The 24,879-nt window shown below is 61.1% G+C and carries 19 protein-coding genes, 1 rRNA gene and 1 pseudogene; 8 read left to right on the top strand and 13 right to left on the bottom strand.

Features of this window, described 5'->3' with window-relative positions:
* Positions 1-185 precede the first annotated feature (185 nt).
* The 7 genes and pseudogenes from rrf to JNA92_RS00035 all read left to right on the top strand — a co-directional run bounded on the left by rrf (position 186) and on the right by JNA92_RS00035 (position 6,914).
* Positions 186-301, top strand: a 5S ribosomal RNA gene (gene rrf / locus JNA92_RS00005).
* Positions 302-583: 282 nt separating this feature from the next.
* Entirely contained in the window at positions 584-2,227 is a 1,644-nt protein-coding gene (locus JNA92_RS00010; RefSeq protein ID WP_012313089.1) for an acetolactate synthase large subunit, read from the top strand.
* Positions 2,228-2,343: 116 nt separating this feature from the next.
* Positions 2,344-2,526 (top strand): annotated as a pseudogene (locus JNA92_RS25900) (hypothetical protein); the annotation flags it as partial.
* Positions 2,527-2,599: 73 nt separating this feature from the next.
* Complete coding sequence (locus tag JNA92_RS00020) at positions 2,600-3,154, top strand: UPF0149 family protein (protein ID WP_241802713.1); 555 nt, start codon at positions 2,600-2,602, stop codon at positions 3,152-3,154.
* A gap of 129 nt (positions 3,155-3,283) precedes the next feature.
* On the top strand, positions 3,284-3,907 hold the full coding sequence (locus tag JNA92_RS00025; protein WP_241802714.1) for a glutathione S-transferase family protein: 624 nt from the start codon (positions 3,284-3,286) through the stop codon (positions 3,905-3,907).
* 27 nt (positions 3,908-3,934) lie between these two features.
* Positions 3,935-5,965, top strand: a complete 2,031-nt coding sequence (locus JNA92_RS00030; protein WP_241802715.1) for a pyridoxamine 5'-phosphate oxidase family protein — start codon at positions 3,935-3,937, stop codon at positions 5,963-5,965.
* Positions 5,966-6,017: 52 nt separating this feature from the next.
* Entirely contained in the window at positions 6,018-6,914 is an 897-nt protein-coding gene (locus JNA92_RS00035) for a LysR family transcriptional regulator (RefSeq protein ID WP_241802716.1), read from the top strand.
* Positions 6,915-6,916: 2 nt separating this feature from the next.
* On the opposite strand, the gene JNA92_RS00040 is transcribed toward JNA92_RS00035, so the two are convergent.
* From JNA92_RS00040 to JNA92_RS00075, 8 genes are all read right to left on the bottom strand, one after another.
* Positions 6,917-7,834, bottom strand: a complete 918-nt coding sequence (locus JNA92_RS00040; protein WP_241802717.1) for an aldose 1-epimerase — start codon at positions 7,832-7,834, stop codon at positions 6,917-6,919.
* 24 nt (positions 7,835-7,858) lie between these two features.
* On the bottom strand, positions 7,859-8,779 hold the full coding sequence (locus JNA92_RS00045) for an EamA family transporter (RefSeq protein WP_241802718.1): 921 nt from the start codon (positions 8,777-8,779) through the stop codon (positions 7,859-7,861).
* A gap of 156 nt (positions 8,780-8,935) precedes the next feature.
* On the bottom strand, positions 8,936-10,216 hold the full coding sequence (locus tag JNA92_RS00050; protein WP_241802719.1) for a TRAP transporter large permease: 1,281 nt from the start codon (positions 10,214-10,216) through the stop codon (positions 8,936-8,938).
* The gene (locus tag JNA92_RS00055) at positions 10,217-10,744 is read right to left on the bottom strand and encodes a TRAP transporter small permease (protein WP_241802720.1); all 528 of its coding nucleotides are present in this window, start codon (positions 10,742-10,744) and stop codon (positions 10,217-10,219) included. It lies immediately after the preceding gene.
* A 75-nt stretch (positions 10,745-10,819) separates the two neighbouring features.
* Complete coding sequence (locus tag JNA92_RS00060) at positions 10,820-11,791, bottom strand: TRAP transporter substrate-binding protein (RefSeq protein WP_241802721.1); 972 nt, start codon at positions 11,789-11,791, stop codon at positions 10,820-10,822.
* 65 nt (positions 11,792-11,856) lie between these two features.
* Positions 11,857-12,735: a glucurono-1,5-lactonase gene (locus JNA92_RS00065; RefSeq protein ID WP_241802722.1), complete on the bottom strand. Its 879-nt coding sequence runs from the start codon at positions 12,733-12,735 to the stop codon at positions 11,857-11,859.
* A 26-nt stretch (positions 12,736-12,761) separates the two neighbouring features.
* Positions 12,762-13,568, bottom strand: a complete 807-nt coding sequence (locus JNA92_RS00070) for an NAD-dependent epimerase/dehydratase family protein (protein WP_241802723.1) — start codon at positions 13,566-13,568, stop codon at positions 12,762-12,764.
* Between the two features lie 143 nt (positions 13,569-13,711).
* Positions 13,712-14,950, bottom strand: a complete 1,239-nt coding sequence (locus JNA92_RS00075; protein ID WP_241802724.1) for an OprD family porin — start codon at positions 14,948-14,950, stop codon at positions 13,712-13,714.
* A 618-nt stretch (positions 14,951-15,568) separates the two neighbouring features.
* On the opposite strand from JNA92_RS00075, the gene JNA92_RS00080 reads away from it, so the two are divergent.
* Positions 15,569-16,417, top strand: coding sequence for a hypothetical protein (locus tag JNA92_RS00080; protein ID WP_241802725.1), 849 nt, complete (start codon positions 15,569-15,571; stop codon positions 16,415-16,417).
* Positions 16,418-16,651: 234 nt separating this feature from the next.
* Here the strand turns inward: JNA92_RS00080 and JNA92_RS00085 are convergent, their stop codons facing one another.
* The 5 genes from JNA92_RS00085 to JNA92_RS00105 all read right to left on the bottom strand — a co-directional run bounded on the left by JNA92_RS00085 (position 16,652) and on the right by JNA92_RS00105 (position 24,213).
* A complete protein-coding gene (locus JNA92_RS00085; RefSeq protein ID WP_241802726.1) occupies positions 16,652-17,872 on the bottom strand; it encodes a type II toxin-antitoxin system HipA family toxin in 1,221 nt (406 codons plus the stop codon).
* On the bottom strand, positions 17,872-18,174 hold the full coding sequence (locus JNA92_RS00090) for a helix-turn-helix domain-containing protein (RefSeq protein WP_347269605.1): 303 nt from the start codon (positions 18,172-18,174) through the stop codon (positions 17,872-17,874). Before JNA92_RS00090 ends, JNA92_RS00085 begins: the two co-directional genes overlap by 1 nt.
* A 280-nt stretch (positions 18,175-18,454) precedes the next feature.
* The gene (locus JNA92_RS00095; protein WP_241802728.1) at positions 18,455-18,973 is read right to left on the bottom strand and encodes a BRO-N domain-containing protein; all 519 of its coding nucleotides are present in this window, start codon (positions 18,971-18,973) and stop codon (positions 18,455-18,457) included.
* Positions 18,974-19,536: 563 nt separating this feature from the next.
* Positions 19,537-20,787, bottom strand: coding sequence for a ribonucleotide-diphosphate reductase subunit beta (locus JNA92_RS00100; RefSeq protein WP_241802729.1), 1,251 nt, complete (start codon positions 20,785-20,787; stop codon positions 19,537-19,539).
* 546 nt (positions 20,788-21,333) lie between these two features.
* Complete coding sequence (locus tag JNA92_RS00105; protein WP_241802730.1) at positions 21,334-24,213, bottom strand: ribonucleoside-diphosphate reductase subunit alpha; 2,880 nt, start codon at positions 24,211-24,213, stop codon at positions 21,334-21,336.
* Between the last annotated feature and the right edge of the window lie 666 nt (positions 24,214-24,879).

Below are 24,879 nucleotides of genomic sequence, written 5' to 3' on the forward strand. Positions count from 1 at the left end.
GCTGTGAGGCGTTGAGCTAACCAATACTAATTGCCCGTGAGGCTTGACCATATAACACCCAAGCAATTTGCTTCTGCAGATTGCGGTGGTGAAGATGATACGAACCGAAAGTTCGCAACGAACCACAAATATCGCATATCCGGATTCGCTGGGCTGTCCATCTGGGCATTCTGGCTACAGAATTTCTTGACGACCATAGAGCATTGGAACCACCTGATCCCATCCCGAACTCAGTAGTGAAACGATGCATCGCCGATGGTAGTGTGGGGTTTCCCCATGTGAGAGTAGGTCATCGTCAAGATTCATTTCGCAAAACCCCTATCTGCGCAAGCAGGTAGGGGTTTTGTCTTTCCGATATTCGCACACCTTTCTCCAGGCAAAGATGTTTTGTCCGTCTCGCACCTGCGCAAACGCGCCGAAGGGTGCGACAATTAATCCTGTTCGTTTACGTGACTTTGCCCTGCCCAAGCTGCGTCAAGGCTTAGGTTCGGGGCACCCTCGCGCCCGGATAGAGCGATGCCAGCGTGCCGTGCTGCGCATTTCTGGACCTTCACCGTCCTATACAACTGAGGTTACAAGCAAGATGGCCAAGGCCGCCGATGTCGTTGTGCAATGCCTGGAAAACGAAGGTGTCGAGTATGTGTTCGGCATTCCTGGTGAGGAAAACCTCGACCTGCTGGAATCCCTGCGCAAGTCGAAGATCAAGCTGGTACTGACCCGCCACGAGCAGTCTGCGGGCTTCATGGCAGCCACCTATGGCCGCCTGACCGGCAAGACCGGCGTCAGCCTGTCGACCCTGGGCCCCGGCGCTACCAACCTGGTCACCGCCAGTGCTTACGCCTACCTGGGCGGCATGCCGATGATGATGATTACCGGCCAGAAGCCGATCAAGAAGTCCAAGCAGGGCCGCTTCCAGATCATCGATGTGTGCGGCATGATGGATCCCATCACCAAGTACACCCACCAGTTCGCCTCGGCCGACAATATCCCTTCGCGCATGCGTGAAGCGTTCCGCCTGGCCGAAGAAGAAAAACCGGGTGCCGTGCACCTGGAGCTGCCGGAAGACATCGCCGCCGAGCAGACCGATGCCATGCCGATCCCGCGCAGCCTGCACCGCCGTCCGCTGGCCGAGCACGTGGCCATCGAAGCTGCCATCGAGAAACTGCGCACCGCACGCAGCCCTATCCTGGTGATCGGTGCCGGCGCCAACCGCAAGATGACTGCCAAGGTCCTCAAGCAACTGGTCGACAAGACCGGTATCCCGTTCGTCACCACCCAGCTGGGCAAGGGTGTGGTTGACGAGCGCAGCCCGCGCTTCCTGGGTAACGCTGCGCTGTCGTCCGGTGATTTCGTGCACCGTGCGATCGAAGCGGCCGATCTCATCGTCAACATCGGCCACGATGTGATCGAGAAGCCGCCGTTCTTCATGGTCCGTGGCGGCACCGAAGTCATCCATATCAACTTCCGTTCCGCCGAAGTCGACGCCGTGTACTTCCCGCAGGTTGAAGTGATCGGCGACATCGCCAACGCCGTCTGGCAGATCGCTGAAGGCCTGGGCGACACTTCGCACTGGGACTTCACCCGCCTGATGGCGATTCGTGAAGCCAACGAAGCCCAGATCGCCGAAGGCGCCGACGATGACCGCTTCCCGGTCTACCCTCAGCGCCTGGTTGCCGATATCCGCCGCGTACTGCCGTCCGAAGGCATCGTCGCCCTGGACAACGGCATCTACAAAATCTGGTTCGCCCGTAACTACAAGGCTCACAAGCCCAACACCGTACTGCTCGACAACGCCCTGGCGACCATGGGTGCTGGCCTGCCGTCGGCGATGGCAGCCCACCTGGTGTACCCGGACCGTCCGGTGATCTCGGTGTGTGGCGACGGCGGCTTCATGATGAACAGCCAAGAGCTGGAAACCGCAGTCCGTCTTGGCATGCACGTTACCGTGGTGATCCTGCGTGATGACGGCTACGGCATGATCCGCTGGAAGCAGGCCAACATGGGCTTCACCGATTTCGGCCTGGACTACGGCAACCCGGACTTCGTCAAGTACGCCGAAGCCTACGGTGCCAATGGCCATCGCGTAGAAAGCGCCGAAGGTTTGCTGCCGCTGCTCGAGCATTGCATCAAGACCCCGGGTGTGCACGTGATCGACTGCCCGGTCGATTACAGCGAGAACGACCGCATCCTCAACAGCGAGCTGCGTGAGCGCGCGCTGGCGGTGTAAGCCGTAAAGTCCTATCCCTGGCAAACCGCCTCCCCCGGGAACATCACTGGTCTTTTAGGCCAGTGATTTGCGGGTGTGGCGCTTTGCGGGGATCAGGCTGCGCTGGCACCGCAACAGTGTCGGCTTTCAAGCGGGTAATCGGCAGAGCCTGCACACCAGATCTTTGGTTTGACTATCGCCGTCTGATTGAGCAAGAAGGTGGTATCGCGCGTGCTGTTCAACCGGAGCATCGGATCTGCATCATCGGCGCAGGTGTTACCGGGTTGCCCGCTACTCGTGAGCTGCTACGTTGCGGCTACTGAGGCTGCGTGAAGCCCTTGCCCCGCCGCTGTGATAGGGTGCACAGACTTTGGCTTTTCAGGATGTGCCCCCATGCTTCCTCCCCTCAGCGAAAAAGAGCTCAACCGCCTTGAAGACCTGCTGATCACCTACGGTAACGACTATTCGGTACTCAACCTTGCCGAGCTCAACGGCTTTTTCACCGGCCTGGCCAGCTCGCCGGGTCGGGTCAACCCTGAGCAGTGGTTACCTGCGGTCGCCGGTGGCAAGGTGCCGAAGTTCAAGAAGCCTGCCCATGAAGAAGCCTACACGGCACTGATGCTGCGCTATGCCCACCAGGTGGCGGAACAGCTTGCGGAGGATGTCGACGGCTTCGAGCCGGTGTTCGAAGAAAGTGAAGGCGAGGAAGGGCCAGCGATCATCATGGAGGAGTGGTGCTTTGGCTACATGCGCGCTACCCAGGTCGCGCAATGGGGCGACCTTCCGCCAGAGCAGGATCAACTGCTCAAGGCCATTTCGCTGCACGGGCTGGAAGATAACTTCGAACTGCTTGATACCATGAGCGTCGATGAGCTTCAGGCTTGTGTGCCCCACGTGGTCGCTGCAGCCAAGGGCTTGTATCGGTATCAGAAGCAGCAACGACATTGATCTGCCCAGGGTCATTATTTCGCCTAGCGAAATTATGATCTCCTCTGCGCGCTGATTCTGCTGCCCGCCGAATCAGCGCAGCATGTGTTCCAGCAGCACCACCCCGGTGCCACGCCTGGAGCGCAGACCATGATCAAACTCTACAACTTCCCCAAGTCCGGCCATGCCCACCGCATCGAGCTGATGCTGTCACTGCTGAACCTGCCCACCGAACTGGTCTTCGTAGACCTGGCCAAAGGGGCGCACAAGCAGCCGGAATTTCTCGCCATCAACCCGTTCGGCCAAGTACCTGTGATCGATGACAACGGTACTGTCATCGCCGACTCCAACGCCATCCTCGTCTACCTCGCGGGTACTTACGACAAACGTGGCCAGTGGCTGCCCCAAGACCCGCTTGCCGCTGCCCGCGTGCAGCGCTGGCTGTCGGTTGCTGCCGGGCCCGTTGCTTTCGGCCCTGCTGCCGCTCGCCTGGTCACGGTGTTCGGCGCCTCGTTCAACACCGACGAAGTCATCGGCCGTGCCCACAGCTTGCTCAAGGTGATGGATGCCGAGCTGGCCAAGACGCCCTTCCTGGTGGGCAGCGAGCCAACCATCGCCGACGTCGCCAACTATTCGTACATCGCCCATGCCCCCGAAGGCAATGTCTCGCTGGACCCGTACCCCAACGTGCGTGCCTGGCTGGCGCGTGTCGAAGCGCTGCCCGGCTTCGTTGCCATGCCACGTACCGCCGTGGGCCTGCAAGCCAGCGCCTGAGCCGCTACCCTACCGAGGAACGCCGCCATGCAAGCACTACCAGACCCTCGAACTTCCCCTTGGCACGCTGGCGAGAAACGGCTGCAGGAACAGGCCGGTGTGGCGGAACGTATGGAGGTGTTCGGGCGGAAGGTCATTCGTGACTACATGCCCGACCAGCACCGCGACTTCTACCGGCAATTGCCGTTTCTAGTTGCAGGTGCCGTGGACGCCCACGGTAAACCCTGGGCGACACTGCTTGAAGGCCCCGAAGGCTTCGTCAGTTCGCCCGACCCTCGGCAGTTGCTGATCGACACCCAGCTCGCCAGTGACGACCCGGCAGCGCCAGGCCTGGGCCCAGGTGGTGCTGTCGGCCTGCTGGGCATCGAGCTGCACAGCCGCCGCCGCAATCGCATCAACGGCCTTATCCAGCAAGGGAACGATGGGCGGCTGGCGGTGGCGGTGGAGCATGCTTTCGGCAATTGTCCCCAGTACATCCAGATGCGTGCTTACACGCGTGTCGATGAGCCGGCGCAGGGGCGGCTGGATTCAAGCGTGCTGGATGCCCATGCGGTGACCATGATCGAGCAGGCCGACACCTTTTTCGTGGCCAGCTACATAGACCACCCAGACGGCCACCGCGCGGTGGACGTCTCGCACCGCGGCGGCCGGGCCGGGTTCGTCAAGGTCGATGGCAACCGCCTGACCATCCCCGACTATGCCGGCAACCTGCACTTCAATACCCTCGGCAACCTGTTGGAAAATCCGCAGGCAGGGTTGTTGTTCGTCGATTTCAGCAACGGTGATGTCCTGCAACTGACTGGCCGCACCACTATTGTGCTCGACAGCCCACTGATCAAAGACTTCGAAGGCGCCGAGCGGCTATGGACGCTTCAGGTCGAACAGGTCGTGCTGCGCCGGGCTGGCGTGTCATTGCGCTGGGCCTTCCAGGAGTACGCGCCTACCAGCCTGATGACCGGCACCTGGGCCGAGGCCGAGCAGCGCCTGCAGCAGCGCGAACGGCAGCGCCAATGGCTGGCCTGGCGTGTGCAGCGGGTGGAGCAGGAAAGCCGAGACATTCGCTCGTTCTACCTCGCCCCAGATAGGCCGGTAACGTTCGCCCCAGGGCAGCACATTCCGGTGCGCCTGGCCTTGGGAGGCGAGACGCCGTTGATTCGCACCTACAGCCTGTCGTGCGCGCCATCGGACGGCTACCTGCGCATCAGCGTGAAGGCCCAGGGGGCGGCTTCGCGGTATCTGCACGAACAGGTCGGCGTGGGCGATCTGCTCGACGTGCGGCTGCCCATGGGCAGTTTCACCTTGGATGGCGACAGTGCAAGGCCCATCGTGCTGATGGGGGCAGGCGTGGGCATTACCCCGCTGATCGCCATGTTGCGCGAGCAGCTGGCCCGGCAGCAGGCGCGGCGAATCCATCTGTTCCACGGCGCCCGCCGCCTCGCCGACTTGCCATTTCAACAGGAACTGGCGGCGTTGGGCGAGCAGGCAGGCGGCCTGTTGAGTGTGCATCGTTTCCTTAGCCAGCCCGAGGACGATGCACTACCAGGACGCGACTACGACCATGCCGGGCGCCTGGCGATCGAGCAGGTCAAAGCGAAGCTGACGCTGGATGACTACGACTTCTACCTGTGTGGGCCCGCCAGTTTTACCCAAGAGCTGTACGAAGGGCTGCGCGCCATTCATGTACCCGACAAGCGCATCCATGCAGAAGCCTTCGGCCCGTCGACCCTGAAGCGTCATACCGACGACAACCAGCCGACATTGCAGCAGCCACCGGCTGCCAGCGAGCCGGTGCCGGTGTACTTCGCCAGCTCGGCCAAGGAGGCGCGCTGGGCGCCGGGCGGTGGTACCTTGCTGGAACTTGCCGAGGCCCGAGGGTTGTCCCCGGACTTCAGCTGCCGGGGCGGGTCGTGCGGCACCTGCAAGACCAAGGTGGTGAGCGGCCAGGTGCATTACCCGAACCCGCCTGCGCAGATGCCGGACGCGGGGACAGTGCTGATCTGTTGCGCGGTGCCGGGCAAAACGCAGGAGGGTGGGCAAGCGTTGGTACTGGACATTTGATGCCGCCTGCAGATGGCTGATAATCACTCGACACCCGTCCCCAGGAGCTGACATGGACCAGATTCACCTGATGAAGGTGTTCGTTGCGGTAGGCGAGCTGGAAAGCTTCGCAGCCGCCGCCCGCCGCCTGGATATCTCACCCGCTGCCGTAACCCGCGCTGTCAGCGCGCTCGAGGACATGCTCGGCGTCAAACTGTTGCTACGCACCACGCGCAGCGTGCGCCTGACCCAGGCGGGTGGCCGCTATCTGGAGGACACCCGCCATATCCTCGCCAGCATCCTTGAGGCCAACGAGGCCGCCGCCGGCATCAACGCCACGCCCAAAGGCGAGCTGGCGGTCACTGCGCCCATCCTTTTCGGCAAGAAATTCGTCATGCCGAGCATCGTGCGTTATCTGCAGCAGTACCCCGAGGTCAACGTATCTGCCTACTTCCTCGACCGCATCGTCAACATGGTCGAGGAGGGCATGGACGTTGCCGTGCGTATCGGTCCGCTGCCCGACTCCGGCCTCAAGGCCCTGCGCGTGGGCAGGGTCAGGCGCATGCTCTGCGCCTCGCCTGAATACCTGCTGCGCCATGGCGTGCCGCAGCACCCCTCGGACTTGCCGGCGCATGCGGTGATCGCCACCACCAACCTGTCCCCGCGCGCGGGCTGGCGCTTCGGCGTGACGGACGAACCGACCCTGGTGCGCATCCAACCCAGGCTCACCGTGACCAGCAACGACGGTGCGATTGCCGCGGCGGTGGGTGGGCTGGGGGTTGCCCGGTTGCTGTCGTATCAGGTGGTGGACGAGATTGCCAGCGGGCAGTTACAGGTGATCCTTGCCGACTATGAAGAAGCCCCATGGCCGATCCATGTGCTGCACCGCGAAAGCAAGCACGGTTCGGCCAAGGTGCGCGCGTTCGTCGACATGCTGGCGCATGAGCTGCGGGCCCAAGGGCTGGACTGACGTCATCCTGCCTTCGGGCCACCCGGCTCCGCTTGCTCGCTGACAACCGTCTGGATCGCCTGGTACTCCAGGCTGAACCCCAGGCTCATTTCTTCACCCTGCTGCAACAAACGCAGCCCCGGTTGCCCCGGCAGGTGATGGGCATTGATTGGATGGCTGACCGGCTCAAAGCAGAAGAACGGTTTGTCCTGGGGGCAGAACAGCAAGAAATGCTCGGCGCCGTTGGCGCTGCATGCCAGGCGATAACCGGCCGCGGGCTGTTCGATCACGCAGTCGCCGGCCCAGCCGCCGAACGCATGGTCGACCACGGTGCTCGGCAGGCCGGCCGGCGCATCGAAGCGCCACGCTTCAGGCACCGCTGCCTTGTAGGACGGCAACCGCCCCTCTTCGGCCAGCCACACATGCTGCGCCGCTGCCCGCAGCCGGGTGTCCGGGTAGCGCGGGAAGTAAGGATGCAAGCCCAGCCCGTACCACGTAGCGGGCTCATCCAGATGCGTCACATGCAGGTCAAGCCTCAGGCAACCTTCATGCACATGCACATCCAGTACCGCCCGGTAGGCGAACGGCACGCTGCTCTGAAGGGTCAACCTGGCACTTCGCTCAGTGTGGTGAGCCACCTGCCAGGCCTGCTGCCAGGCAGTGCCATGAATCGGATACAAATCGTGTGGGGTGTTGGGCGCCAGGGCCAGCCAACCTTCGGGTCTTGCAAAACCACCTTCGCCGATGCGGTTGGACCACGGCGCCAAGGGGTAGCACGCCAACTGCCGCGGTGTACTGCTGGCCAGCGTCGCCGGGTCGGTATGACGCAGCAGCGCCTGCCCGGTCGCCTTCACTTCCCAGTTGATCAGGCTGGCGCCCAGCTCGGGCGCCAGGGTCAGGCGGGTCAGGCGGTCTTGCAGCTGCAGTTCGGTGACAGCCATCAGCGGCTCCTTTCACAAAGCGGGTCAGTTGGCCCGGCGGTAGGTCAGCAGCACGATGCCGCACACCACCACGGCGGCGCCGATCAATTGCCAGGTGCCCAGGCGTTGATCCAGCAAAGCCCAACCCAGCAGGAGCGTAGCGATGGGCTCGATATTCATCACCGGCGCGTTCTGCGCCATGTTCAGCCGTGGCACGCAGACGAACAGCAAGGTGAAGGCCACGCCATACAGCACCACCAGGCTGGCCAACGCTGCCCAGCCGCTGGCGCTGGCCGGCAGCGACAACCCGGATGGCATCACCCCGCTGGCACCGGCCACCAGCATGCTGGCGAACACGATCAACAGGGTCAGCAAGCTACGCACCGGGCCGCGAACCGCCGCCAGTTTGTGGTCAGTGATCCACAACGCGCAGGCGAACACGCAGGCGGCGCAGAACGAAAGGCCCACGCCCAGAAGCCAGTGCGGGTTGGCCTCACCCTCATTGCTCAGGCGCCCAGGTACATCCAGCGCCAGCACCAGGCCACACAGGATCAGCCCCATGAACAGCACGGTGCGCCCGGTCGGGCGAGCGCCGCCCAGCGCCCAGGTCAGCAGCGCCAGCAGCATCGGGAAGGTGTTGCCTACCAGCAGCGCCAAGGCAACCGGGATGCGCGCCACGGCCGAGTACAGGCACAGGCTCTGGGTGGCGATCAGCAGGCCCAACAGCAGTTGCCAATGCCGCGTGCCAGCCGGCAGGCTCAGTGGCTGGCGCTGCCACAGCACCAGGCTGGCCAGCACCAGGAAGGTGATGCCGGAACGACAGAGGATGGCCAGCAGAACGCCGGTGTCGTCATCGAAGGCGATGCGTGCGGCAATGTGGTTGCCGGCGAACGAGCAGGCCAGCAGCGCCAGTAGCGCGACCGCCAGCTTGCGTGGGAAAAGCGAGGTAGAAACAGCGACAGCCATGTGCAGGGTCCATTTGCAGGAGTGTCCATGGGCTGCTGCGCAGCCCATCGCCGGCACGCCAGCGCCCACAGGTTTCGCATGATCCATCAGATCGGCGCGGTACCTGGGAGCCGGCATGCCGGCGATGGGCCGCACAGCGGCCCCGGATGAGGTCGGTTACAGCACGACGCTCGGCAGCCACAGCGAGATGGCCGGGATGTAGGTGACCGCGGTGAGCACCAGGAACAGCGCGATGTAGAACGGCAGCAGCGCCTTCACCGTCGATTCGATACTCACCTTGCCGATGGCCGAGCCGACGAACAGCACCGCACCGACCGGTGGTGTGATCAAGCCGATGCCCAGGTTCACCAGCATGATCATGCCGAACTGCACCGGGTCCACACCTATGCCGGTGATGACCGGCAGCAGGATGGGCGTCAGGATCAGAATCAACGGCGCCATGTCCATCACCGTGCCCAGCAGCAACAGCATGAAGTTGATGCACATCAGGATCACATAGCGGTTGTCTGACAAGGTCAGGAACAAGGTGGTGATCTTCGACGGGATCTGCATCAGCGTCATCACGTAGCCGAAGCTGGCGGCAAAGCCGATCAGGATCATCACGATCGAGATGGTCCGAACCGTACGGTGCATCAGCTTGGGCAGGTCGCGCCATTTGTAGTCACGGTAGATGAACATGGTCACGAAGAACGACCAAACCACCGCCACGGCCGCTGATTCGGTGGCGGTGAACACCCCCGAGAGAATACCGCCGAGGATGATCACCATCGCCATCAGGCCCCACAGTGCTTCGCCGGCGATCTTCAGCGCTTGGCGCAGCGGGATAACCTCGCCTTTGGGGTAGTTGCGCTTCTTGGCGAACATCAGGCACAGGCCCATCATTACCGCGCTCAGCAGTAAGCCCGGCATGATCCCCGCAACGAACAGCGAGCCAATCGACACCGTGCCGCCCGCCGCCAGCGAGTACAGCACCGAGTTGTGGCTGGGTGGGGTGAGCAATGCCTGCACCGAGCCGCTGACGGTTACCGCCGTGGAGAACTCGCGCGGGTAGCCCCTGCGCTCCATCTCGGGGATCAGTACCGAGCCTACCGATGCGGTGTCAGCCACCGACGAGCCGGAAATGGCGCCGAAGAAGGTCGAGGCCATGATATTGACCAGCGACAAACCGCCCCGTACGAAGCCCACCAGCACGCCGGCGAAGGCCACCAAACGCCGTGACATGCCACCTTCGGCCATGATTGCGCCAGCCAGCACGAAGAACGGAATGGCGAGCAGCGAAAACTTGTTAACCCCACTGGCGATCTGAATCATCATCGCCTGCAGCGGGATGTCGATCCACCAGGCGCCGATCAGCGCCGACAGGCCCAGAGCGAAGGCCACCGGCATACCGATCAGGATGAGCACGATGAAGCTGCCCAACAGAATGAACGCATCCATTTACGCAGCTCCTTCGTTTTCTTCGGCCAGATCGTAACGAACCACCTTGCGGTTGCTCTGATCGCCCAGCAGGAGTTTTTCCAGTACAAAAACCAGGGTCAGCAGGCCACCGACGGGGATCGGCGCGTAGGTCATGCCCACCCGCACCCCAGGCAACGAGGCCAGCGACTGGTTCCACGTGGTGATGCACAGCTTGACGCCGTAGTAGGTCATGAACACGCATACCAGGATCATCAGCACCTGAACCAGCAGTGCAACCAGCTGGCGCTGCAGGGGTGGCAAACGGTCGGTGATCATCCCCACCGCCATGTGCGCGCCGGCCCGGTAGCTGGCGGCAGCGCCGACAAAGGTGAACACCACCATCAGCAGGATCGCTACCGGCTCCGGCCAGCTGGAGCCGGTACCCAGCACATAGCGGGCGAAGATGCCCCAAGGGATGATCAGCGACATGGCCAGGATCGACAGGCCCGCGACCCAGATACAGCTGCGGTAGAGCGTGTCGTTGACGCTCAGGAAAAGCGATTTCATAGGTATCACCAAAGCGGCAGGGCGACGGGCGTCGCACGTCGCACTGCCGGGGTCAAACTTGGAAGGGGGCCGGTATTACTGTACGGCGTCGATACGCTTCATCAGGTCGGCGTACGGTGCACCGTATTTCTCGCGTACCGAAGCGGTAGCGTCGAAGAACGGTTTCTTGTCGACGGTGATGAACTCCACGCCTGCAGCCTTGAGTTTCTCTTCACTGGCGGCAGTCTTGGCATCCCACAGCGCACGCTCTTCCATCTGCGCTTCGCGGGCGACCTTCTTCACCAGCGTCTGCTGCTCAGGGGTGAGCTTGTTCCAGGTGGTCTTGGACATCACCACCGGCTCTGGCAGGATCAGATGGCCAGTGAGGGTGAAGTACTTGGCGCTCTGATAGTGGTTGTGCTCGAGCAGGGTTGGCGGGTTGTTTTCGGCGCCGTCGATCACCCCGGTCTGCAGGGCGCTGAAGATCTCGCCGGTATCCATGGCGATGCCGTTGCCCCCCATGGCGTTCATCATGTCGATGAACAGCGGGTTGCCCTGCACGCGGATCTTCATGCCCTTGAGGTCTTCCAGGCTGCGCACCGGCTTCTTGGTGTAGATGCTGCGCGAGCCACCGTCCATCCAGGCCAGGGCCACCAGGTTGAATTCGGAATTGGTGATCTTGTCGAGGATCTCCTGGCCGATATCGCCGTCGATGATCTTGCGCATGTGGTCATGGTCGCGGAACACGAACGGCATGTTGAACACATTCACGTCAGGCACCACCGGGCCGACGATCCCCAGGCTGACGCGGGTCATCTGCACGGCACCGATCTGCGCCTGCTCGATGACTTCCTTTTCCGAGCCCAGGACGCCGCCAGGGAACATCTTGAAAGTGATCTCGCCATTGCTGGCCGCTTCGATCTTCTTGCCCATGTTCTGCTCGGCGACCACGGTCGGGTAACCGGCCGGGTGGATCTCGGCGAACTTGATGTCCAGCGCGTGGGCTGGCAGGGAGAGGCTGAAAGCGAACGGGAGTGCAGCAAGAAGCAGCTTGCGTTTGAACGTCATGATGAAACTCCGTGGTTTTTATTATCTGGTTTCGGGCGTGCGAGTGTGGTTGGCAGTACGGGTGTTCAGCCCCGGCAGGCAGGTTCCTCCAGGCCTTTGACGCCGAGTTCGAAAGCAAAAACGCCCCCGGCCAGCGGCTGGTCGCCGAGGTCGATGCCTGCGGGGCGGATCGAGGTGACGAACAGGGTGTCCAGGTTGGAGCCGCCGAAAGCGCACATCGCTGGCTTTTTGACCGGCACGTTGAGTGAGCGGTCCAGGCGGCCATCCGGTGTAAACCGATGGACCTGACCGGCATCGTTGCCGCAAATCCAGTAACAGCCGTCCTGGTCGATGGCAGCGCCGTCCGGGCGGCCGGGGAAGGCATGCATATCGACGAACAGCCGCTTGTTGTGGGGTGTGCCACTGTCAATGTCGTAGTCGAACACCCAGATTTTCTGCACGTCAGGGTGCGAGTCCGACAGGTACATGCGCGTGCCGTCGGGGCTGAAGGCCAGGCCATTGGGCACGATCATGCCGTCCTGCTGCAGGTGCAAGCGGCCCTCGCCGTCATGCCGGTACAGCGCGCCGACCGTGGCGCTTTGCTGCATGTCCATCAGCATGGTGCCGGCCCAGAAGCGGCCCTGGCGGTCACAACGCCCATCGTTGAACCGCATACCGCTGCGGGCATGGTCGACGGCGCTGAGCAAGTGGCTGGCCAGGCTGCCATCGGCCCTGGTTTCAAGCTGGAAGATGCCGCTTTCCATGCCGGCGATCCAGCCCTGCTCAGTGCGCGCTATGCAGGCGATCATCTCGTCGCCTTGCCAGCTCTGGTGCGCGCCATCGGGCTGCCAGCGATGCAGCGTGCGGGCAGGAATGTCGACCCAGTACAGGGCTTGTTCGGTGGGGTGCCACACGGGGCTTTCGCCGGTGCCGTTGCGGGCGTCGACGATCAGTTCGCAGTTCATGGCCGGGCCTCCTGAAGCACTGGGTATCAGTTGAACGGTCCGGCAACGGCGAAGGCGCCGCCCTGATAGACCATGCTCGGGTCATCGGCGGCAGGGGCCGGCTGGGCCTCTACCACGTCGCGAAACACCTCGGAGGTGTCTTTCGGCGCGTAGCCCAGGTGTGCGGCATAGCGGTTGTCCCACCATACGGTGCGGTTGTCGGAGGCACCGTAGACGATGGTGTGGCCTACATTGGGGGTGTGCAGCCCGCGTTCGATCAGCTGCACCAGGTCGTCGTAACTTAGCCAGGTGCACAACATCCGCAGGTTCTGTGGCTGGGGGAAGGACGAGCCAATGCGGATGCTGACGGTCTCGATGCCATAGCGGTCGAAGTAGAAGCTGGCCACATCCTCGCCGTAGCACTTGGACAACCCGTAGTAGCTGTCGGGCCGGCGCGGGGCGTGGGCGTCGATGCGCTCGTCCTGGCGGTAGAAACCGATGGTGTGGTTGGAGCTGGCGAAGATGATGCGCTTGACCCCATGCTTGCGCGCCGCCTCGTAAACGTGGAACACACCGCAGATGTTGGGGCCGAGGATGTCTTCGAAGGCGTGTTCGGTGGATACGCCGCCGAAATGGAGGATGGCGTCGACACCTTCTACCAGTGCGTGGACGGCGGCCTTGTCGGCCAGGTCGCAGGTCACGACCTCTTCATGCGGGCCCGCAGCAGGTGCCATCGGGCTGATATCGGAAAGGCGCAGGACCTCGGCGTAGCCTTGCAGGCGTTCGCGAAGGACCTTGCCCAGGCCGCCTGCGGCTCCGGTGAGCAGCAGGCGCTTGAGGGGGGTAGTGGTCATGGCCGGCTCTTTTGTTAATTGTTGTAGGTTGTCGTATGACTTGCCTGGATTATCGGCAGTGACTTCCGGGGTTGTCAATGTTATTTCTGTGACCTTGCGGCCCATCGCGAGCCACGGCGCGATGGGCCGCCACGTGCCTGCCTTTACAGCAACGACAGTGGGTAATTGAAGATCAACCGGTTCTCATCGAATTCGTTGTTGCTGTAGTCGCGCCGAATCGAGGAGTTGCGCCATTTAACGCTCAGGTCCTTGAACGCCCCGCTCTGGATCACATAGGCCAGCTCCGTTTCCCGCACCCACTCCTTGCCGTCGCTGACCGACGCGGTGTGCACGTCCTTGCCGCTGATGTAGCGGTTCATCAGCGTCAGCCCCGGCACGCCAACGGTGACGAAGTTGAAGTCATGACGCACCTGCCAGGAGCGCTCGTTGGCATTGTCGAAACTGGAGTTGTAGCTGTCGTTGGCCAAGGTCCCGCCGCTGGTACCGTTGACCCGCATCCAGGTATCGCCATCGACTTTCTGCAGGCCCACCCAGAACGTGTTGCCGCCATATTTGGCCGAGAACATCCCCGAATACGTCTTGTTGTCCAATTGCCCGGCCTTCTCGGAGCCGTCTTCGCCGCCGTGGAAGTAGCCGAGGTTGGCGCCGAAGGTCCAGCTGCCCACCGGCTGGCTATGGCTCAGCTGCAGGTACTGCTGCTCATAGACGTCCTTGAGCACAGCGTTCCACAGCCCGACCAGGGTGCGGTCCTGGTTGAACTTGTATTCGCCACCGACGAAGTTGAACCGGTCCGACAGGGCGCCGGCGTAGCTCATGTCGTCCATGCTGGCGTCGTTGCGCGGGCTGTTGCCGCGGAACTGCCCGCCGTACAGCGTCAGCCCGGCGATTTCATTGGACGTGATTTGCCCACCGCGGAAGGTCTGTGGCAGCGAGCGGCCATCGTCGGAACGCAGGATGGGCAGCACTGGCATCCACTCACCGATCTTCAGCTCAGTCTTGGAAATCCGCGCCTTGCCCGCCACCGCCAGGCGCCCGAAGTCATCCGCCGGCCGGCCATCGTCATGCCGTGGCAGCAGGGCGGTGCCATAGGTGCCGCCACCGCCATCGAGCTTCACCGACCACATCCCCAGCACATCCACACCGAAACCGATCGGCCCCTCGGTGAAGCCTGAGCGTGCATCGAGGATGAAGCTCTGCGTCCACTCCTCGGCTTTGCTCTGCGGGTTGCTGGGGTTGGTGAAGTTGCGGTTGATGTAGAAGTTGCGCAGGCCAAGCGTGGCTTTGGAATCCTCGATGAAGCCTGCGGCCACGCTGGTGCCCGGCAAGCTCCCGATCATGCCGGCGCCCAGCAGGGCGAGGGGAAGGGTTTGGCAGATTTTCATTATTGTTGTGCTCCACAAAAGGGTGAGGCAACCCGTCCACCGGGCACGCGAAAGCGGCCTGCGGCAGGAGCGGGTGGGTACGGGCCGGTGAAGGCCGGGTAGGGTGAACCGGGTTTACGGCACTAGGTGGCCGGGCGTGATGCAATGGAGGGCGGTGCGAGGCTTGGGTGTAGCGCGATGGGGGTCGACATGGGGAGAGTGTCCACTGATTGTTGTTTTTGTTATGTGTTGTCGTACAACTATGGCGATTTTTTAGCAAGCGCAGGCGGTAATGTCAACGCCTACCAAGGCGAATAAATCCTCGTGTAGCACCTTTTTGAGAGGCATTTTTCATCAACGGAAGCTCTAGCCCGGGCATCCCCCTGCCTTGAAAGAGATACTACGACTAAAGTCGGTGTGAAGGGCGTTGATAGGCCGGTAACCCTGGAACTTTGTGTATCAGGACCGGATCAGGGGGTTTAAGACGCGTTATGTTGGATTTAAAACCCGGTGAGATTGTTGAGCGCCTCTGCAAGCGTGCGTACCGAGCGCACCCTTCCCCATGAACCATTGCTAACAGGACATGTCTTACTGCCACCCTCGACATGATGTCATTTTCACACGCAAGGAGGCTCCATCATGCAATACACCCCACCTACATCCACCGGTAAGCTGCTGGGCACCTATGGCTACGGCAAGGCGCTGATCATCAGCATGCTCATCCTGGGCAGCATCTTCTTCGGCTTGGCCGTTTTCGTCGGCTACCAGAGTATCGCCAGCGACCTGCAATTCAACGGACCCAAGCACATCTTCTACTTCACCGTCGCCTTGCTGGCTGTGCTCGGGCTGAGCATGTTCGCCCTGGCCCTGTGGCAGATAAAGCTGCGCAAAGCGCGTTACGAGGTCTACGAAAAAGGCATCTGCCAGATCATCGGCAGCGAACGTGACTACGTGCCTTTCAGCGAGATGAATGACGTGTACCTGTTCGCCTCTGGCCAGACAGCCTTCGCAGGCCTCATCAACAACCTGGCTTATCGGCGCAACGCAAGCGAGCCTTTCCGCCGGGTCAATCCGCACCTAAAGGGCCTGTTCGCCTTTATCGAACAGGTGCGCGACCAGCATCTGAACGAACGGCTGCCAGCGGTATACGCCACGCTTCAAAACGGTGGCGGGGTGCAGTTCAACTATCTCGACACCAAACAGGTATGGGGCAAGCGGATCAGTGGCGACTTCTTTAACGTCACCACCAAGCCCCTGACCGTCACCCGCGACGCGCTCGACATCGATGGCCGCAAGGTCGCGTTGAGCAGCCTGGCCAATGTCGACCTCAATCAGTGGACAGAGTTGGTCGTTATCAAGGACGCGAGCGGTCAAACACTGTTGTCGACCGTCGGTAACGGGATCATGAGCTTCGATCTGTTCCTCAATACCCTGCACAACCTGCTAGACGCACCGCAAGCGCAGGCGGACAACGCCGTCACTGCCTGACGATAGGTATAGGAGCCGCTTGGCGGCTCCTGATTGAGTCAAGCCTGAATTGAAGCGCTTCGAGGGGGTTGGTGTCTCCGCCAACCGGCCTTATACTCCTCCACGGCCTCGCCCTCGACCACGTGACTGGCTTGTTCCATGTCGGGCACACTTCTGCCCCTTGTCGGCGTGGGCGAGGCCTCTCCCTTATCCAGTTGTCCCCCCCGGTCCACGCTCGAATGCTGTGCTTGCAGGTCATTCAAGCAGTTTGCTTGCACCCATGGCCATTATGGCAAGGTCCCGCTCCGGCGCTTCGAGGCTGCGACGATAATGCTCCTCGAGATCCGGTGCCCAGCTCGCCACTTCATCAATTGCCTCGATGGCCTGCGCCTGGGAGAGCCCATAGTGTTCAACTTGGCTCAACAGGTTTCGTCGTGAAATTTCATGCCCATAACTCCCGATAGCCATTGCCAGGCGTGAAGGCGGGGCCCCATCGGTAGTCGGCACTACGTCATACATCGGCGACAATCGCCAGCAGTCGTTCGTAAACACCACTGCCACATTCTTAGGATGGTCATCATCGTTACCGACAAGAATGTTGAAACAGATCCGCTTGAACAGCTCCTGGCGGTCCGCTTCCGGCACGCCACGGCGGTTCATTTCGTCTACCAGCACCCCGTAATGCCATTTCTTCCAATCCCCCTGCCCGAGCCAGTTGCTGTCGAGCAAGGTCAAGCCGCTTAGCATCGGAACGCGTACGTATTGGCCGTTAGCTGCCGGCGCTCTGTCAAACCGGTCGACCAGCAATGTGTTGACCCGCCCTTTGTGCAAGCGAACGTTGGCAACATTCAAGCCTTTGCTGGCGGCGAATACCATGCACGCATATTCAAGCGAAGGGATGTCGTAGTTGTCGTGGCGATCCCGAGGTTTGGCCAGGATGAATCTGCCTGCCTCGACCAAGGTACATTTGGGGCGCGCACCACCGAGCGAGGAGCGTTGCTGCAACGTAGCCTTGGTCGCTCTATCCGTGCCAGGTGGGAAGCCGCCCTGGACTCCGTCTGCAAACTGGATGAACGCATCCAATTGAGTGAGTGTGCCCAGACCTGCCTGGCCGATGCCTTCAGGTGGCACTTTGCTGCTGCCCACCATCAGGCTGCCGGCGCGATCATGGTTGGGCGACTTCTGCAGGTAACTGATAGCGTCCATCTCGCCGCCATGCTCGCGGATGACCAGCCGCTCGCCCCAGCCATCCGGCGCGGCATCCCTGATGAAGCCAGGAAGGCCGCCGTTCTTGGTAATGTTGGTATAGGGCTCCACGCGCAGAGGGTAGTGCAGTGGATCAGGCACCCAGCCCCCTGCCTTGTAATAGTCAGGGCTGTAGACGAACTCACCTACACCCTTTTCCACGGTAAGGCGCCCGAGCGTGGTGACCTCAAGCGATCCAGGTTGCTGGATGTAAATGTACAGTGAAGGCATCAGAAATCATCCTCGGAGATACGCTTGAGCCGCACGCGATGCTCGGTGGTGTAGGGCGCGGGGGAGGCCTCAGGGATTTCCTTGAAGACATCGTCAAGCAGGCCGAGATGCCACAGTGCGGTCATATAGCTGCGCATTTCCACAGTCGGCGTACCTGCTTCGATTTTGCTCAGCGTGGTGGTAGACAGGCCGGATTGAGCTGCAAGATCTTTCTGACGCATTCGACGTTCTAGCCGTCTGGTTTTGACCAGAAGCCCGATTTTCGTTAGCCGGTCTGCACACATCAAGGGGAAGGCGAGCATTTTAAGATATTCTATAAGCGTTTTTATCGAAGGTAAGCATGACTATAGCACTGCTTATATTTACTGAAAACCCGAGTGCGGACTCGAGTGTACGGGCAGACGAATCATGGAGGGTACGTCTTCCACTGGATTCTGCAGAGCATTCGAGGTAGGCGGCAAGCCTATAAGACTCCGGCATTTAACGCCTCTATAAGCATTCTTAAGTGGCTTAAGCATGCTTATAGAGGCTTTTATGAAGAGAGTTGATCGGTATTCGCTACGTGGTGCTCACAGCAGCCCTTTAGACGCCATGCATGCGCAATGCCCGCTGAGCGCACTCGCGCCAGCTCATTTTGCGCTTCGCCATCGGCGAGTGTCCGGCCGCTTCCCCCGCCATCATTACCGGCATATCCCGCATCCTAACCCAGGGCTCACTTTGCCAATACAACAGCGTCGCCGTACGCCCGCCTGGCCAACACATCTGTCCAAGTCGCGGCACATCCTCGAATGCTGCCGCCTGCCCATCGCGCAGAACCGCCACCACCTCATGCGTCAGCCACCAGCGCAGATGGCGGTTCTCCGGAATGTGATGATGCGCCAATAAGGTGTAGGCCCCGGATTCGCTGACCATCATGGTCTCTTGACACTGCCCATAGCGCAGCAGCTGCACGTTGCGGTACTGGTCCGGGTCGAGTTTGCGAATGCAGTGTTCATCGAAGAAGCGAGCGCTCAGCCGGCCTAGTTCGTGAGCGCAGAACCAGAGCGAGTGGAGGGGGCGGTTGTGGCGGGTGAAGAGGATAGGGGTGTGAAGGTCAGTCATGGCCGGCCTCCGCAATCTCTAAAGACTCGAGCAAGTGTGGTGCATGTGGGGAAGGTACGGTATTGCTAGGCTTGATAGGCATTTCCTTTGCCTCTACGTGATTTCAGCTTTCTTAGGGCTGGGTGTCGGGAGCTAAGAAATCCCACGTAGCGGACCGGACGTATTCCCCTTGCGGGTCTTGTATTAGTCCGCTCCCGACATAACACGTTTTCTGCGCGCAGGATTAAACCACAGGCAAAAAAATGCCGCATCTGTCGGGGCGGATTGACCGCTACGTGAGGCGTTTCTTAGGCGCCGCGGAGAAAGTAAATCGATCAGACGACCCCGTCAAACTCAAAAGCTGTAGTCCTTTTCTGAACTTCTTTGTTAGGCTTTTTTGCTTTGGCTGTGGTTGCCGGGATATATGAGGGTAGGTCTAAGATTAAGTTTCCAAGTTTGAGCTTGCGGAGTGCTTAATCAACGCTCCTGATCTGCCATAGGTAACAAACTCAATTTCCGAAAAGAGCTCAGGTAGCCTGTATTGCCTCAATAAAAAGGGCTGCCTCTTGGCAGCCCTTTGGATATCAATCCCAGCTCAACGCCCCACCCGTCTGATACTCGATCACGCGCGTCTCAAAGAAGTTCTTCTCTTTCTTCAAGTCCATGATCTCGCTCATCCATGGGAACGGGTTGGTAGTCCCAGGGTACTCTTCCTTCAAGCCAATCTGGGTCAAACGACGGTTGGCGATGAACTTGAGGTAGTCCTCCATCATCGCAGCGTTCATGCCCAATACACCGCGTGGCATGGTGTCACGGGCGTATTCGATCTCCAGCTGGGTCCCTTGCAGGATCATCTGGGTCGCTTCTTCCTTCATCGCCGCGTCCCACAGGTGTGGGTTCTCGATCTTGATCTGGTTGATCACGTCGATACCGAAGTTCAGGTGCATCGACTCGTCGCGCAGGATGTACTGGAACTGCTCGGCAACGCCGGTCATCTTGTTGCGGCGGCCCATGGACAGGATCTGGGTGAAGCCGCAATAGAAGAAGATGCCTTCCAGCACGCAGTAGTAGGCGATCAGGTTGCGCAGCAGCTCTTTGTCGGTTTCGACGGTGCCGGTGTTGAACTCTGGGTCGGAGATGGCGCGGGTGTACTTCAGGCCCCAGGCGGCTTTCTTCGCGACCGACGGGATCTCGTGGTACATGTTGAAGATCTCGCCTTCATCCATGCCCAGCGACTCGATGCAGTACTGGTAGGCGTGGGTGTGGATCGCCTCTTCGAAGGCCTGGCGCAGGATGTACTGGCGGCACTCCGGGTTGGTGATCAGGCGGTACACGGCCAGGGCCAGGTTGTTGGCAACCAGCGAGTCGGCGGTGGAGAAGAAGCCGAGGTTGCGCATCACGATACGGCGCTCGTCTTCGGTCAGGCCGTCCTGGCTCTTCCACAGGGCGATGTCGGCGGTCATGTTGACCTCTTGCGGCATCCAGTGGTTGGCGCAGCCGTCGAGGTACTTCTGCCAGGCCCAGTCGTACTTGAACGGTACCAGCTGGTTCAGGTCGGCGCGGCAGTTGATCATGCGCTTTTCATCAACGGCAACACGGGCTGCGGAGCCTCCCAGCTCGGCCAGGCCTTCGGCAACGTCGAGGGCGTCGAGGGCAGCCTTGGCACGTTTGACGGCATCGGAGTCAGAAGCGGTGGCCGCACGGGCTTCCAGGGCGGCGGCACCGCCGGCGCTGTCGAGCTTGTCGAGGGTGGCGGCGGCAGTGGCCTGCGCAGGGGTGTTGCCTTTGGCGGCTACTTCGCCGTCTTCTTTGTCGAATTCGTCCCAGCTCAGCATGGTTTGGCTCCTGCTTGAGGGTCGCCATGGGGCAACCGGTTGGATTTTAAGAATGTGATGCCTGACGCAAGGCCGTAACGGCGAATGGACAGCTCGAGAGGCTGACTCTCGTTTACATCTGAATGTGTTCTGGCTTGTCCTGGCCAGGCCTCGGGGAGGGGCCAGGACACTGAATGGCGCTCTTTTCAGAGGGCGCAAAGTATACCGGAATTCACCTTCGATCGGGGCGCATGTCTTGCGGGCGAGGGTAACTTTTTCGACCGGTTTTGCGTGCGTCCGTTCACGAAATGGCTGTGTTGTTCTACGGAGGGAGAGTGTAGCGCCAACCTATATCTTGTGCCAGTTTAAATTTTAAGGCACACCATATAGTGTTTAGAGAGGATTGTGTCGCGGGTCCCAGCGATGAGGCCGGGTCAGGCAACACGAGCTGCGGTGGCGACTTCTACCGAGCCGCGCGAGCGGCGGGCAAGGGCCAAGGTTTCTGTGAGGCGCGGATACAAAAATGCCGCGCGTGGCACCCCTAGGCACCCCGCGCGGCATTAGGCCTTACTGGCAGGCTTCGCAGTCAGGCTCGTCGATCGCGCAGGCCTTCGGCACTGGCGCTGGGCCGGCTGCCTGGACCGGGGCGCTGTCGCCACCGCTGGAAACGGCGTTGAGCTTGCCGGTGTTGATGGTCGACTTCTCGGTGCTGGTCGCGGCCAGGGCACGGAGGTAGTAGGTGGTCTTCAGACCACGGTACCAGGCCATGCGGTAGGTCACGTCCAGCTTCTTGCCCGAAGCGCCGGCGATGTACAGGTTCAGCGATTGCGCCTGGTCGATCCACTTCTGGCGACGCGAGGCGGCATCGACGATCCACTTGGTCTCGACTTCGAACGCGGTGGCGTACAGGTCTTTGAGCTCCTGCGGGATACGCTCGATCTGCTGCACCGAACCGTCGTAGTACTTCAGGTCGTTGATCATGACCGAGTCCCACAGGCCGCGGGCTTTCAGGTCGCGGACCAGGTACGGGTTGATCACCGTGAACTCGCCCGACAGGTTCGATTTCACGTACAGGTTCTGGTAGGTCGGCTCGATGGACTGCGACACGCCGGTGATGTTGGCGATGGTCGCGGTCGGCGCGATGGCCATGATGTTCGAGTTACGGATACCTTTCTGTACGCGGGCACGTACCGGTGCCCAGTCCAGGGTTTCTTCCAGGTTGACGTCGATGTACTTCTGGCCACGGGCCTCGATCAGGATCTGTTGCGAATCCAGCGGCAGGATGCCTTTGGACCACAGCGAACCCTGGAAGGTCTCGTATGCGCCGCGCTCATCGGCCAGGTCGCAGGACGCCTGGATCGCGAAGTAGCTGACCGCTTCCATCGACTTGTCGGCGAACTCGACGGCAGCGTCGGAGCCGTAAGGGATGTGCTGCAGGTACAGTGCGTCCTGGAAGCCCATGATGCCCAGGCCGACCGGGCGGTGCTTGAAGTTCGAGTTGCGTGCTTGCGGCACCGAGTAGTAGTTGATGTCGATCACGTTGTCGAGCATGCGCACGGCGGTGTTCACGGTGCGTTGCAGCTTGGCGGTGTCCAGCTTGCCATCGACAATGTGGTTCGGCAGGTTGATCGAGCCCAGGTTGCAGACCGCGATCTCGTCCTTGTTGGTGTTCAGGGTGATCTCGGTGCACAGGTTCGAGCTGTGGACCACGCCCACGTGCTGCTGCGGCGAGCGCAGGTTGCACGGGTCCTTGAAGGTCAGCCATGGGTGGCCGGTCTCGAACAGCATCGACAGCATCTTGCGCCACAGGTCTTTGGCCTGGATGGTCTTGAACACCTTGATCTTGTTGTACTCGGTCAGGGCTTCGTAGTACTCGTAGCGCTCTTCGAAGGCCTTGCCGGTCAGGTCGTGCAGGTCTGGCACTTCCGATGGCGAGAACAGGGTCCATTTGCCGTCATCGAAGACGCGCTTCATGAACAGGTCAGGAATCCAGTTGGCGGTGTTCATGTCGTGGGTACGACGACGGTCATCACCGGTGTTCTTGCGCAGCTCGATGAATTCTTCGATGTCCAGGTGCCAGGTTTCCAGGTAGGCACACACCGCGCCTTTGCGCTTGCCGCCCTGGTTCACGGCCACGGCGGTGTCGTTGACCACTTTGAGGAAGGGTACGACGCCCTGGGATTTACCGTTGGTGCCCTTGATGTAGGAGCCCAGTGCACGCACAGGGGTCCAGTCGTTGCCCAGGCCACCGGCGAATTTCGACAGCATGGCGTTGTCGTGGATCGCGTGGTAGATGCCCGACAGGTCGTCCGGCACGGTGGTCAGGTAGCAGCTCGACAGCTGCGGGCGCAGGGTGCCGGCGTTGAACAGGGTCGGGGTCGAGGCCATGTAGTCGAAGGACGACAACAGGTTGTAGAACTCGATCGCACGGGCTTCCTTGTCTTTCTCTTCCAGCGCCAGGCCCATGGCCACACGCATGAAGAACACCTGCGGCAGCTCGAAGCGTACGCCATCCTTGTGGATGAAGTAGCGGTCGTACAGGGTCTGCAGGCCCAGGTAGGTGAACTGCTGGTCGCGCTCGTGGTTGATCGCCTTGCCTAGTTTGTCCAGGTCGAAGTCGGCCAGGGCCGGGTTCAGCAGCTCGAACTCGACACCCTTGGCGATGTAGGCCGGCAGGGCCTTGGCGTACAGGTCGGCCATCTCGTGGTGGGTGGCGCTGTCGGCGACGTTCAGGAAGCCCAGGCCTTCGGCACGCAGGGTGTCCATCAGCAGGCGGGCAGTGACGAACGAGTAGTTCGGCTCGCGCTCTACCAGGGTACGGGCGGTCATCACCAGTGCGGTGTTGACGTCTTTGATGGCCACGCCGTCGTACAGGTTCTTCAGGGTTTCGCGCTGGATCAGGTCGCCATCGACCTCGGCCAGGCCTTCGCAGGCTTCGCTGATGATGGTGTTCAGGCGCGCCATGTCCAGCGGCGCCAGGCTGCCGTCGGCCAGCGTGATGCGGATGCTTGGGTGCGGCTCGATCGCGGCGTCGGTGTTGGCGCGGGTGGCGCGCTCTTTGGCACGCTGGTCGCGGTAGATCACGTAGTCACGGGCGACTTTCTGCTCGCCGGCACGCATCAGCGCCAGTTCGACCTGGTCCTGGATTTCTTCGATGTGGATGGTGCCACCCGATGGCATGCGACGCTTGAACGTGGCGGTGACCTGTTCGGTCAGGCGCGCGACGGTGTCGTGGATGCGCGACGAGGCAGCGGCGGTGCCGCCTTCAACTGCGAGGAACGCTTTGGTGATGGCCACGGTGATCTTGTCGTCGGTGTAAGGGACGACAGTGCCGTTGCGCTTGATCACGCGCAGCTGGCCCGGAGCGGTCGCGGCCAGATCCTGGTTGGAATCGGCAGCCTGCGGCGCCAAAGCCTGCGGGTTCTCGCGAGTTGTGTCGGTTTGCATGGGTGGGTGTCTCCACAATTTCTATATGTTCAGGCGCCTTTTGGGCGCCCACCGTTCTGTCCACTCGTTCGACGGCCCTGGCGGGGATGCGTCATGCGCACGCATCCGCCCGCTCGGGCGTACCGACTTCGGGACAGACTCAGGAATAAGGGGCAAAGAACATGCCGCTCCCTGGCCGAAGTCAAAGGCTATGGGGCTAGCCCAAAAGCTGTTGCTCTCCATCTCCGCTGGAGCGGTTTGGTTGTTGAAACCACAATAAGTTCAGGCAGAAAAATCGCTTGAGTTTCTCTGCTGACTCGTGCTTGGGGTTGGTACGTGAAACCCAACATCTAGTGGTTCGCTGCGCTGGGGATACAAGATAATGCGGTATCGGGGGCTTTGCAAGGCGAGCGCCTGTGGATAACTTGTGCGTACTTTGTGAGTGAATAGTGGGTATTCGCTGTAGGCCTTGTACCAAGTGGTTTGCAGTATTTTTTTCTGCAGCTCATTGCCCCAGTGCAGATTTTTCAGGGCGCGAACCCTAGCACAAAAAACGCTTCAGTCCAGGGGTGTTTCGGGTGAGGTTGGCAGTGCTGGGTGCGGGACGTAGTATCGGCAGGGGATGTTGCCTTTTGGTTAAGGCAGCGATGCCGGCGATGGCGCCGGCACAGGCAACGCAAAAACAAC

Source organism: Pseudomonas putida, assembly GCF_022627325.1.
GTDB classification, from domain to species: Bacteria; Pseudomonadota; Gammaproteobacteria; order Pseudomonadales; family Pseudomonadaceae; genus Aquipseudomonas; species Aquipseudomonas putida_X.